Origin of the sequence: Myxococcus sp. AB036A, assembly GCF_006547355.1 — a bacterium.
Lineage (GTDB): Bacteria > Myxococcota > Myxococcia > Myxococcales > Myxococcaceae > Myxococcus > Myxococcus virescens.
The window spans coordinates 15,937-27,766 of the sequence record NZ_VHLC01000071.1; the positions used below are offsets into that span (position 1 = coordinate 15,937).

Below are 11,830 nucleotides of genomic sequence, written 5' to 3' on the forward strand. Positions count from 1 at the left end.
CCCCCCGGGGCGGACGGCCGTCCAGGGCCCGGTTCCAGCCGAGAGGGGGGCTCGGCTGGGACCGGGGGCCCTGTGTGATGTAGCATCGCTGACAGTGCCGGGGGGAAAGGGGAGATGCGCGATGGTGGTGGAGGCTCCAGAACCCGGGAAACTATCGGCGATTCTCTTCACGGGCATTGAAGGCCCTGATGGGCTCTCATGGCGTGACGAATCGCTCCAGAACGACATGCGGGATGAGCATGCGCTGCTCGTCCGTGAGTTGTTGCCGCGCCATGGAGGGCGCGAGGTGAAGCGGCTGGAGGATGGCTTCCTCCTGGAGTTCGAGGGAGGCCCCTCGGCGGTGGACTTCGGTCTGGAATTGCAGCGCGTCCTGGATGCCCGCAACGGAGACGTGTCCGCCGAGCGCCGGGTCATCTTGCGCGTGGGTGTCCACCTGGGGATGGTGGTCCACCGCGACGGGGACGTGTTTGGAGAAGGCGTCAACCTGGCCGCGCGCATCGAGGCGCTGGCCCGCCCCGGCACGCTCTATGTCAGCGAGACGGTGGCGCGTCAGGTGGAAGGCCGCCTGGCTTCACCGCCGGTTCGCCTGGGCCGTGGCGAGATGAAGAACATCCGGTTGCCCGTGGCCGTCTACCGAATCGACCCGCCCGAGCACCGCCGCCGGATGCCGCTGCTGTCGCGCATGCGCTCCTTCTGGGGGCGCCGGAGCGCGGCGAACTGACGCGCACAAGCGCGGGCGGGCCTGGGCGAGCGGCGTTATAGAGGCCGCCCCATGCCCCAGCTCACACTCGTCGTCGGTTCGAAGAACTACTCATCCTGGTCCCTGCGGCCCTACCTCGCGCTGGCCCACACGGGACAGCCCTTCCAGGAGGTGGTGATTCCGCTGGCTGTTCCGGACACCGAGGACCGGATTGCCCGGTACTCCCCCAGCAAGCGCGTGCCGGTGCTCCAGCACGGCGACCTGACCATCTGGGACTCGCTGGCCATCTGCGAGTACCTGGCGGAGGCCTTCCCCCAGGCCCAGCTGTGGCCCCAGGACATGGCGGCTCGCGCGGTGGCCCGCGCCGTCACCGCGGAGATGCACTCCGGCTTCGGCGCGCTCCGGCAGCACATGAACATGAACCTGCGCGCGCGCAGCCCGGGCAAGGGCCGCGCGCCCGGTGTGGCGGAGGACATCGCCCGCGTCCAGGCCCTCTGGAATGACTGTCGCGGGCGCTTCGGCCAGGGAGGGCCCTTCCTCTTCGGCCGCTTCTCCATCGCGGACGCCTTCTACGCGCCCGTCGTCACCCGCTTCGTCACCTATGACGTGGCGCTGGACGCGGTGAGCGCGGCCTACCGCGACGCGGTGCTCGCGCTGCCCGCGCTCCAGAAGTGGACCGAGGAAGGGCGGAGCGAGCCCAGCATCCCGAAGTACGACTGAGCCCTCCTCCCAGCGCGCTACTTGCTCGCGGGGGCCGGCTTCACCTCTTCGACCCGGGTGGCGCCGTCCTTGTCCACCGCGAGCTTCAGGTGGGGCGTGCCCTTCGCATCATGCAGGACGATGCTCGCCACGCCCTCCTCCACGCCGATGACGATGCGCTCCTTCCAGTCGTGCCGGAAGGTGATGTTGGGCTTGCCCTGGATGAGCCCCATGCACATCGCCTCGTAGCCTTCCTCGCTGTCGAAGCAGAGGCCGTTGATGCCGATGCTGTCGAGCATCCCGAGCCCGCCGACCTCCTGCCCGGACGCATTCATGAACTGGATGCCGTAGGCCTTCACCGCGCGCTTGAGGCCCTTGGGGTCGGGCATGGGCGCCGCGATGCGGATGCGCGCCTGTCCGTGCTCGTCGACGATGTTCAGCTCACGCACGGACAGCGACGCGGCAGCGGGGGCGGTGTTCACGCTGGTGCACGCGCCGAGCAGACCCAGGGCGGAGCAAGCCGCCCACATCGACAGCCGGGGGAGACGGGAAGGGGACATCACGAGCAGACCTTTCGGAGGACGTCGAGGAGAGGACGCCACCGTAGGGAACCCGCGCACCGCCAGGGCCATGGCGGTGCGGTCATTTCGTCACGCTTTGGTCATGGCCGTCAGCTCAGCGCGCCGTCGCGCACGCGCGCGAACAGCGCGTCGTAGCGGCCTTCCGCGTAGAGCTGCACCAGCTCCGGGTAGCGGCCCTGGCGCAGCTCGCGCAGGTACGCGTACTTCGTGGCGTGGTAGCCCGCCACCGCCCAGGCCAGGCGGGAGGCCTCCGCGCCGCCGCGCCACAGCGCGCCCTTCAGCAGACAGTCGCGCGCCCAGGACGCCAGGCGCTGCACGCCCACGGGCTTGAGGCCGCGCTGCTCGGCATGGGCGCGCAGGGCCCACAGCAGGGCATAGCGGTCCTCCTTCTGCGCGCGGAACTCCACCGACGTGGCGAAGCGGTGCTCGATGAAGGCGCGGACGCGTCCGCCCGCCAGCTTCGGCAGGGCCTCGTGGACAATCTGCTCCGGCCGCCACACGGCCTTGTCCCGGCGCACCAGCCGCGCTCGCCACTGCGTGCGGTAGCGGAAGCGGTGTGCCCCCAGCTCGGCCCAGTCGCGGCGGGGCAGCCGGTACACGGCCTCCGTGGGCGACGAGGTCTTCCACGCGCGCAGTGTCTCCACTGCCTCGGGGCCCAGCAGCTCGTCCGAGTCGAGGAAGAAGACGTAGTCACAGGGCGCCAGGGCGTTCACCGCGGCCTCGCGCGCGGCGCCGTAGCCTCGCCACGCATGGGGCACGGAGCGCGCGCCCAGCGAACGCACCAGCTCCGCCGAGCCATCCGTGGCCCCGGAGTCCAGCGCCACCACGTCATCGCAGAGCGCCAGCAGCCCGCGCAGGCACGGCTCCAACGTGTCCCGGTTGTTCCGGTGGAGGACGTAGCCGCCCAGCTTCATAGACCCAGGGCCTTGAGCTGCGCGTCGAAGGCGTCAGCGGTGGTGAAGAGCCGGCCTTGAATCCCCACGGCCTCGGCGGCCTGGACGAACTCGGCCAGGTCGTCGAAGAAGACGGCCTCCTCCGGGGCGCAGCCCACGCCCGCCAGCGCGAGCCGGAAGATGTCCGGCTCCGGCTTCACGTGGCCCACCTCGCAGCTCATCACCACGCTGTCGAAGCGCTGGAGCACCGGCAGCAGCGGACGCAGGTAGGCGACGTGCAGCGCGTTGGTGTTGGACACCAGCCCCAAACGCACCCGGCCCACCAGCGACTCGATGCGCGGCAGCACGGCATCATGCAGCGTGAAGTGGCTGCTCCACAGCGGGGCGAACTCCGCCATGGGCAGGTCCACGTCCAGCGCGCGGCACACGTCCTGGCGGATGCCCTCCGCGCCCAGCACGCCCCGGTTGGCGTCCGTCCACCCCGCGCCCGTCAGCCGCCGGGCCACCTCCGCGGCCTCCAGGCCCGCGCGGGCGCCCAGCCGGGAGAAGAGCAGGGTGTTGTCGTGGAAGACGAGGACGTTGCCCAGGTCCAGCAGCACTGCCTTCACCTGCGCCATGCATGCTCCTTCAGATGCGATAAGCGCGGGCCACGTCCTGCATCTGCTCGGACACATCCTGGAGCAGCTTCGCCGCCCGGGTGGTGGCCGCCAGGCTCTCCTGGGTGTCGTTCATCATGGAGGACAGGTCCGTGACCGCGCTGAAAATCTGGGCGATGCCCGCGTTCTGCTGGCTCACCGCGCCGGCAATCTGCCGCACCGCGGTGGCGTTGTCCTGGATGATGGCGGCCAGCTCCTTCAGCCGCTCTCCGGTGCCGCGCACCTGCTCCAGGCCGTTCTCCATATGCGTGTAGCCCTGCTCCGTCATCTTCGCGGTGGAGAGGATGGCGCTGCTCAAATCGCCCAGGATTTCGCGCACCCGGTCCGTGGCCTGGATGGACTGGTCCGCCAGGCTGCGAATCTCGCGCGCCACCACGCCAAAGCCCTTGCCGTGCTCGCCGGAGCGGACGGACTCGATGGCGGCGTTGAGCGCCAGCATGTTGGACTGGTCCGCCAGGTCCTTCACTGTCTGGGTGATTCCGCCAATCTGCTGCGTGCGCTCGTTGAGCTGGGCGATGCGCTCCGTCATCTGCTCGGCCTGGGACAGGATTTCGGAGAAGCCGCCCAGGCTGTCCCGGATGGCCCCTTCGCCCGCGCGTCCCACCTCTTCGGCCACGGAGGCGCGATTGAGCACGTCCTCCGCCTTCTCCGAGGCCAGCATCGACGTCTGCTTGATTTCCTGCGCCGTCACCTGCGTCTGCTGGAGGGCCGCGGCCTGACGGGCCACGTTGCGCTCCTGCTGCGTCGACGCCGTCTGCAGCTCCGCCACCGTCTCACTGAGCACGCGCGTGCCGGTGTGCAGGCTCTGCGCCGTCTCCCGCAACTGGAACACCAGCAGGCCGAAGGCGCCGGCCAGCTCGCCCACCTCGTCGTTTCCGGCCTTCACGTCCAGCGTCTGCGTGAGGTCGCCCTCGCTCACCAGCCGCGTCACCGCCGCGCGCAGGGCCAGCACGGGACCGGAGATGCGGTGCGACAGCAGCCACGCGCCTACGACGGCCAGCACGATGAAGCACACCGCCATCAGCAGCGCCACCCGGTTCACGCGCACCACCGGGGCGTAGGCCTCCGCCGGGTCCACGCGCGCCACGAAGTGCCAGCCGTCGGCCACGTCGCGCACGTCCGTGCCGTTGACGGCCGTGACGGCCAGCAGCGCGTCATTGCCCTGGGCGTTCGCGCCGCGCGAGTCGTACAGCAGCGTGCCGTCCGGCCGCTGGAGGGTGATCGCGAAGCTCTTCAGGGCGCGCTGATGGGCACGGGCCAGCGCCGGCTGCACCAACTGGTCCACGTGCGCCCAGTCGAAGGCGGCGAGCAGCACGCCCATCCGGTGCTTGGAGATGGGGTCCAGCACCGGGAAGGCCAGCGACAGCACGTGGCCGGTGAAGATGGGGTGCTCCTCGGTGATGCCCTCGCTGCTGGTGCGCCCCTGCTGGGCCTCCGTGAACCAGGGACTGCGCCGCACCTCGTCCTGCCGGCGCAGGTATTCGTCGCGCAAGGCCGGAGTATTGGCGGAGATGGCGCGGCCGGTGTCGTCGAAGATGACGATGCCGTTGAGGGTGAGGTAGCGGCTCTGGAGCACGCCGAGCATGGCGTCGGCGGGCGACACGTCACCTCGCAGCGCGGCACGGACCGCGGGGTCCTCGGCCCAGCCGCGGGCGCTCGCCTCCCGTTCGGCCAGCGTCGACTCCAGCAGGTCCTTCACGCCTTCGGCCTCGCTCAGCAGCGACGCGTGAATCTGCTCTTCCATCACCTGCCGCGCGCTGCGGGCATGGAGCCAGGTCAGCGTCAGCAGCGGGACGACCGACAGCAGCGTCGCGTAGAGCGTGAGGCGTCCACGAAGGGACTTGGTTCCAGGAAGAGAAAGGGCCATGTGGCGCGGCGGGCAGCGTGCGGGGGCCTCCCAGAAAGGTCGGCCCTCGTCCTATACCAGAGCCCCGCGTCTCCAGGGCACCCCCGCGCCTGCCTGTTCAGATGACAGGCACTCGGTTGGGCAGCTCCTTCGCCGGGACGTTGGAGTAGTCCGAGTCCACGTCCAGGAGGACGCGCTGCCGGACCCGGGCGCTCAGCAAGCGGCGAATCCTCCCCAGGAATCCCGGCGGCGCCGCGATGACCAGCTTGTCGAAGTCGTGCCGGTCATGCGCCTTGTCCAGGAACACGGACAGCTCGCGGGCGAAGCGGTCGTGCTCCAGCTCCCTTCGTCCATTGGGCTCGTTCTCCGCCGGCGGGCCGTGCAGGGTGCCGGCATTGGGGTTGTCCGCCTGCTCAATCAGCTCTGCCTGACGGGCCCGACTCTCGTCGTGGTGGAACTCCTCCACCAGCCGCCAGTCCTCTTCCGCCTTCGCGTCCGTCGCGAAGAGGCGGGCCCGGCTTGCGTTCCCCACCAGAATCCAGAGCGTCCCATTCGCCATGTCGTGCGTCTCCTTGCGCTATAGAGTGGGAGATGCGGACCCCTCCGGGCCAAGGCAAGCTTCCCCAGACGAGCCGCACGCACGCCGAGCGCAGGGCAGGCAGCCAGGCCGCGCATCGTTGACGGGTTTTGCGGGGACTGGGGGCGCCCCGGGCGCCGCATTCCGTTGCGCGGAGCGTCGCGATACAAGAGGGAGCCATGCGTATTTCCGTTGCTCCCGTCACTGCCCTGCTGGCGCTCGCGCTGCTGGCTGCTCCCTCGTGGGCTCAGGAACAGGGTGGGCTGGGCCTGGACCTCACCTCGGACGCCCCCGCCGAGCAGCAGGGAATGGACATGGGGTTGGACCTGCGTCCCAGCAACCCCAACGCGGACCTCCTGCCTCGCTTCGCGTTGGTGGGGCTGTACGCGACGGAGCGCGCGGGTGCGCAGCAGGCGTCGAACTGGTTGGAGGCCCTGGCGCGCGGGGCGCTGTCCTCCGCCATGGTGGCGCAGGCGTCGGACCTGGTGGAGACGCGTGAGCGGCTGGCGGAGGGCCACGACGCGGCGGTGCGCTGCGCGGAGGCCGCGTGCTTCGCCGAGCCCGCGGAGTTGCTGGACGCGGACCTGCTGACCACCGCGCGTCTGTCTTTGGAGGATGCGGGCTGGACGCTGCGGACGTGGACCTACGACAGGGACCTCCGCGTGGTGCACGAGGACTTCGTGACGGGGCGCAGCCCGCGCGACGAGGACTTCGTGAACGAAGCCGCCGCGATGCTGTCCAAGCGCCTGGCGGCGTTGGCCCGGCCGCGCGCGATGCTGACGGTGAACGTCAACGTGCCGCAGTCGGTGGTGAAGGTGGGCGAGCGCATCGTGGGCGTGGGCAGCGTGGAGGTGCGCCAGGCGCCCGGCGCGGTGGTGGTGGAGGTGTCCGCGGACGAGTACGGCACCCAGACGCGCACCCTGGACCTCATGCCCGGCGCGCGCGAGACCGTGGACGTCATGCTGGAGATTTCCGGTCCGGCGCCGGATGGACCTCCCGATGATTCCGTGGTCGGCGTGGCGTCTTCCCAGAAGGCGCCTCGCAAGTCCCTCTTCAAGCGGCCCGCGCTCTACACCGCGCTGGTGGGACTGGCCGCGGTGGGGGCGGGTGTGGTGATGGGCATGGCCGCCAAGGACGTGGAGAAGCGCGGGGGCGACGCGGATGGGGACGGCATGTTCGACGTCACTCGCAAGGAGCGGCTGGACGCGCAGTCCCAGGCCAATCTGGCCACGGCGCTGCTGGTGGGCGGAGGCGCGGTGACGGCGGGCAGCGTGGCGTGGCTGGTGCTGGTGCCCGCGCGCAGCGCGCCCGCATCGACGTCCGTGGCGCCCGGAAGCGGCGGTGGCGCCTCCACGTCCCTGCACATCATGGTCGGCGGGAGTTTCTAGAGCCTATGAAGACCTTCGAATCCCGGCTGCGCGTGTGGTGTGGCCTGTTGCTCGTCGCGGGCGCGGTGGGCTGTACGGTGAATTTCCCGGACGACGTGCCCTACACGTGCACGGAGACCGCTGACTGCGGCGGTGACGGCTACGTCTGCACGTCTCTGCCGGACAACGGGCCGCGGTACTGCTGCCTGCCGGACCCCGCGGAGGTCTGCAACGGCCTGGACGACGACTGCGACGGCCTGGTCGATAACCTGGAGACCGCCTGCTATACGGGGCCGGAAGGCACACGCGACGTGGGTCTCTGTCACGCCGGTGAGTCCATCTGTACCCGGGAGACGAGCATCGCGTGTGTGGGGCAGGTGCTGCCCGGCACTGAAATCTGCAATGGCCTGGATGATGACTGCGACGGGACAGCGGACGAGGACTTCGACCTGAAGACGGACCCGGGCCACTGCGGCGCCTGCAACAACGATTGTTCCTTCCTCCAGGACTGCGTGAATGGCGAGTGTGTGCGCCGTCAGGAGCGGGACTGCGCCAACGGCCAGGACGACGACGGGGACGGCTTCACGGACTGCCAGGACCGTGTGGACTGCCCCACGAATACACAGTGCGGGCCTCTCAGGTCGAATGACGAAAACGATTATCCGCGCTGCCAGGCGAACGGAGTCTGTCTGTGATGAAATCGGCTCCCGTGCGTCAATGTCCGCCATCCCGCACTCACCGAGGGTGGGTGGCGTCCCTGGGAAGACAGAGTGCAGATCCAGGGTTGCTGTTTGCCTCGGACATGGAAATTTCTTCTCATCATGGGCTCCGATGACGCCTTCATGCAGACCGTGCAGTCCAGTGCCGAGGCCCCCGTGAGTGACGCGGAGCCCCGAGCCAGTGACGAACTCCAGGAGGGCTCCACGCTGGGGAACTACCAGCTGGAGCAGCTCCTGGGCGAAGGGTCCATGGGCCGGGTGTTCCAGGCGCGGCACACGCGGCTGGGGCGCCAGGTGGCGCTCAAGGTCCTGCGGCCGGAGCACGCGCGGGACGGCGGCTTCGTGCGGCGCTTCTTCCAGGAGGCCCGCACCGTCAATCAAATCAACCACGAGCACATCGTGGAGATTTTCGACTTCGTCGACGAGAGCGCGACGGGCGGGCACGTCTACTGCGTGATGGAGCTGCTGCGCGGACAGAGCCTGAGCTCACTGGCGCAGGCGGAGCCGCTGACGCTGGCGCGCATCCAGCGCTTCGTGGTGCAGGTGTGCGCGGCGCTCGGTGCGGCCCATCAGGTGGGCGTGGTGCACCGGGACGTGAAGCCGGACAACCTCTTCGTCATCCACCGCGCGGGCCAGCCGGACTTCGTGAAGGTGTTGGACTTCGGTGTGGCGAAGCTGCTCACCGCCGAGGGGGGCACCACCGGGACGGTGGACGGCACCATCATCGGGACGCCCGCGTACATGGCGCCGGAGCAGGCCGCGGGCCTTCCGGTGGATGCGCGCTCCGACATCTACGCGGTGGGCAACATCCTCTACGAACTCATCTCCGGCAAGCCGCCCTTCCAGGCGCCGGCCTTCGGCCATCTGGTGGTGCAGATCATCACCCAGCCGCCGCCGCCGTTGCCCTCGCACCTGCCGTCCGGCGAGCCCGTGCCGCCGCAGCTTGCGGAGCTGGTGATGCGCTGCCTGTCGAAGGAGCCCGAGGCCCGGCCGCAGAGCCTGGCGGAGGTGACGACGGCGCTCCTCCTGTTGCCCGCGTCCGCCCAGGCGCTGACGCCCGCGCCCGCCGAGCTGGCGCTGGAGGCCTCCGAGCGGCCCACGCACAAGGTGCGGGTGGCGGTGACGGGGCGCTGGCACCGCCGGGCGGTGGTGTCTGTGGGGACGGCGGCGTTGGTGGTGGTGGCCGCGGTGGTCACCTGGTCCGGCATGCAGCCGGAGCCGGAGCCCGCCCCTGCTGAGGCCCCAGTGGCCCAGGTGGCCGAAGTCGTGGGCCGGCCCGCCGCCGCGCCCCAACTGCTTCCGCCCGTCACGCTCACGGTGCGCTCCTTCCCGGAGGGCGCGCAGGTGCTGCGCCTGGACACGGGCGAGCTGCTGGGCGTGACGCCGCTGGTGAAGCAGGTGTCCGGTGAGTCCGCGCCGCTGCGCCTGCGTGTGGAGCTGGCCGGCTATGCCCCGCTGGAGCGGATGGTGGACCTGGACAAGCACGCCGAGTTGGAGGTGCCGCTGGTGAAGGCGCTGCCTTCGCCCCGGCAGAAGCCCGCAGCCGGGACGCAGCGCGACACAGGCAAGAAGAGCCGCGAGCGCCCTGTCGCGCACTAGGTGTCGCGGTGGCCCCGCCCTGGGAGGCGGGGCCTGCGCCCACTCAGCGGGGCGGCGCCGTCTGGGCGAGCACCTGGGCGGCGATGCGGCCAATGCGCTCGTCGAAGTCCTCCGCCTCGTGGAAGGTGAGACGCACGTCGCCCACGTGAAGCTGCACGCCGGGCTGGAGCACGGTGGGCTGCTCCGGCTCCAGGGCCGTGCCGCCCAGCGTCACCGTCCGGGAAGCGGCCACGCGCGTCACCGTCCAGCGTCCTTCCAGGGTGGGGGACAGGTGGAACTGCTCGCGCGACACGGTGGCGTCATTGACGACCAGCGCATTGTTCGATGCCCGGCCCAGCCGCAGCGGGCTGCCGTCCGTCTGGCCCACCAGTTCGAAGCACAGGGCATCTCCGGCGGGCAGGCAGTCCCGCAGGTCCGTCAGCGGCAGCCGCGTGGCGGCCACGTTGCCCTCCACCACTTCGGGGACATTCCAAGCGCCCGCCTCCCACACCAGCCACGGGTGTGGGTACTTGGCGCGAAACTTCTCTTTGAGAGCCATGTGCTGCCTCACGAGCAGCGAGAGCAGCAGTGCGCGAGCCATGCGGGTTGAATAACCTTCCTCCCCCGTCGCGGCCCGAGAAGGTGCGCGTGGGGGGCCATGGGATGTCAACGAATGGCCAGATGCGGGTGGGATGCCCCACTCGCGCCCGGGCCGACCCCTGTAGTACACCCGCGACCGCCTCCTGTCCCCCGGACAAGGCATTCCCGCCTCCTGGAAGATTCGATGCGTCGCCTGCTCGCCGCCGTGTTCTGCGCCGCCGTCGTGCTGGCGGCTTGTGAAGACGATTCCCCACCGCCTCCCACGCCGCCGCCTCCCTCCACGGAGACGTACCCGGACGCGGGCACGCGCCCGGACGCGGGCACCCAGGAGCCCTGGGCCTGCCAGCGGAGCACGACGGTGCACAACGCGCCCATGAGGCTGCTCACCCGGCTGCAACTGGAGATGAGCCGCGCCACGTCCTCCGCGCAGCGCACGGAGGCCATCGACCGCTTCGTGGCGGAGGTGGAGGAGCAGGGCGGCCGGCCCCTGGTGAGTGACGTCAACGCGGGTCGTCCTCGCGTGGCCTTCTTCGTGCGAGGCGAGGCGGGCCGGGACACCTTCGTCGCCGGCGACTTCAACGGCTGGTCCGCCACGGCCACGCCGCTGGTGCAGGTGCGGGACACCGACCTGTACGTGGCGGAGGTGGAGGTGCCGCGCACCGGCCCGCAGCCCTACAAGCTGGTGAAGGACGGCGACTTCATCGCGGACCCGGGCGCGCGCCACGTCGCGTGGGACGACTTCAACCGGCACGACGTAGGGCAGTTCAACTCGCTCATCTACCCAGAGCTCCAGGACGCCGCGAAGGGCCGGCTCACCGCGTGGTACGGCGTGCCCGCCACGGTGTTGGGGGATGCGCGCGACGTCTTCGTCTACATGCCGGCGGCGTATGACGGGCCGGAGTGCCCGTCCCTGCCGGTGATGTACCTCCACGACGGCAACGAGAGCCTGACGCGCGAGTCCTTCGCGGAAGCGGCGGACACGCACTACGCGGCGCGGCCGGCGGACTCGGCGGTGCTCGTCTTCGTGGCGCTGCCGGACCAGTCCGTGCGTCTGGCGCAGTACACCTTCCCGCCCGCGCGCGCGCCGGGCTGGCCCACGCCGCGCGGGGATGACTACCTGGCCTTCATCCGCGACGACCTGATGCCGCGCGTGGAGGCGTCCTTCCGCGTGAAGACGGGCCCGCAGGAGACGGGCATCGCCGGCGCGTCGCTGGGCGGCCTCATCTCCGTGTACGCGGGCTTCCAGATGCCGGAGACGTTCGGCTTCGTGGGCTCCCAGTCCGGCACGCTGTTCTGGCCCCATGACGGCGTGGTGGACCGCGACGACGGCAACGCGATGATTGTCCGCGCGAGCCAGGAGCCGGTGGTGCCGGTGCGCTTCTACGTGGACCACGGCTCGCCCGTGGCGGGCTGCACGCGGGACGGCGAGGAGGGTGGGGACGACTGCCAGTCCAACCTGCAGTTCGTGGAGGCGCTGCGCGGCCGCGGCTACGGCGTGGCCCACTGGAACGAGCCCGGCGCCGAGCACGACTGGGCCTTCTGGAAGCGGCGCTTGCCGAAGCTGCTGTGCCACTTCCGCAACGCGGCCCCGGCGGTGTGCGGCCTGTAGTCCGG

The 11,830-nt window shown here is 70.4% G+C and carries 12 protein-coding genes; 6 read left to right on the forward strand and 6 right to left on the reverse strand.

The features are described 5' to 3' along the window. Positions 1–121 precede the first annotated feature (121 nt). The gene (locus FL344_RS25685) at positions 122–721 is read left to right on the forward strand and encodes an adenylate/guanylate cyclase domain-containing protein (RefSeq protein ID WP_011550994.1); all 600 of its coding nucleotides are present in this window, start codon (positions 122–124) and stop codon (positions 719–721) included. A 51-nt stretch (positions 722–772) separates the two neighbouring features. Continuing rightward, positions 773–1,420 (forward strand): glutathione S-transferase family protein, encoded by a 648-nt coding sequence (locus FL344_RS25690; protein WP_011550995.1) that lies wholly within the window; start codon positions 773–775, stop codon positions 1,418–1,420. Between the two features lie 17 nt (positions 1,421–1,437). Here the strand turns inward: FL344_RS25690 and FL344_RS25695 are convergent, their stop codons facing one another. The 5 genes from FL344_RS25695 to FL344_RS25715 form a co-directional block, all read right to left on the reverse strand. Further along, positions 1,438–2,031 carry a hypothetical protein gene (locus FL344_RS25695; protein WP_141592941.1) on the reverse strand — a complete coding sequence of 198 codons (594 nt, stop codon included), beginning with the start codon at positions 2,029–2,031 and terminating at the stop codon, positions 1,438–1,440. A 38-nt stretch (positions 2,032–2,069) separates the two neighbouring features. Then, entirely contained in the window at positions 2,070–2,894 is an 825-nt protein-coding gene (locus FL344_RS25700) for a glycosyltransferase family 2 protein (RefSeq protein ID WP_141620379.1), read from the reverse strand. Next, a complete protein-coding gene (locus tag FL344_RS25705; RefSeq protein WP_090485523.1) occupies positions 2,891–3,490 on the reverse strand; it encodes an HAD family phosphatase in 600 nt (199 codons plus the stop codon). The genes FL344_RS25700 and FL344_RS25705 overlap by 4 nt, the downstream gene beginning before the upstream one ends. Before the next feature lie 10 nt (positions 3,491–3,500). Next, positions 3,501–5,396, reverse strand: coding sequence for a methyl-accepting chemotaxis protein (locus FL344_RS25710; RefSeq protein ID WP_141620380.1), 1,896 nt, complete (start codon positions 5,394–5,396; stop codon positions 3,501–3,503). Between the two features lie 97 nt (positions 5,397–5,493). Then, on the reverse strand, positions 5,494–5,934 hold the full coding sequence (locus tag FL344_RS25715; RefSeq protein ID WP_140860638.1) for a host attachment protein: 441 nt from the start codon (positions 5,932–5,934) through the stop codon (positions 5,494–5,496). A gap of 128 nt (positions 5,935–6,062) precedes the next feature. Between FL344_RS25715 and FL344_RS25720 the strand changes: the two genes are divergently transcribed. From FL344_RS25720 to FL344_RS25730, 3 genes are all read left to right on the forward strand, one after another. Next, positions 6,063–7,340: a hypothetical protein gene (locus tag FL344_RS25720; RefSeq protein WP_141620381.1), complete on the forward strand. Its 1,278-nt coding sequence runs from the start codon at positions 6,063–6,065 to the stop codon at positions 7,338–7,340. Positions 7,341–7,345: 5 nt separating this feature from the next. Continuing rightward, the gene (locus FL344_RS25725) at positions 7,346–8,014 is read left to right on the forward strand and encodes a MopE-related protein (protein ID WP_141620382.1); all 669 of its coding nucleotides are present in this window, start codon (positions 7,346–7,348) and stop codon (positions 8,012–8,014) included. A gap of 126 nt (positions 8,015–8,140) precedes the next feature. Further along, the gene (locus FL344_RS25730; RefSeq protein WP_141620383.1) at positions 8,141–9,637 is read left to right on the forward strand and encodes a serine/threonine-protein kinase; all 1,497 of its coding nucleotides are present in this window, start codon (positions 8,141–8,143) and stop codon (positions 9,635–9,637) included. Between the two features lie 43 nt (positions 9,638–9,680). On the opposite strand, the gene FL344_RS25735 is transcribed toward FL344_RS25730, so the two are convergent. After that, on the reverse strand, positions 9,681–10,175 hold the full coding sequence (locus FL344_RS25735; RefSeq protein WP_228558354.1) for an FHA domain-containing protein: 495 nt from the start codon (positions 10,173–10,175) through the stop codon (positions 9,681–9,683). Between the two features lie 225 nt (positions 10,176–10,400). Between FL344_RS25735 and FL344_RS25740 the strand changes: the two genes are divergently transcribed. After that, positions 10,401–11,825 (forward strand): esterase family protein, encoded by a 1,425-nt coding sequence (locus tag FL344_RS25740; protein ID WP_141620385.1) that lies wholly within the window; start codon positions 10,401–10,403, stop codon positions 11,823–11,825. The last annotated feature ends 5 nt before the right edge of the window (positions 11,826–11,830 follow it).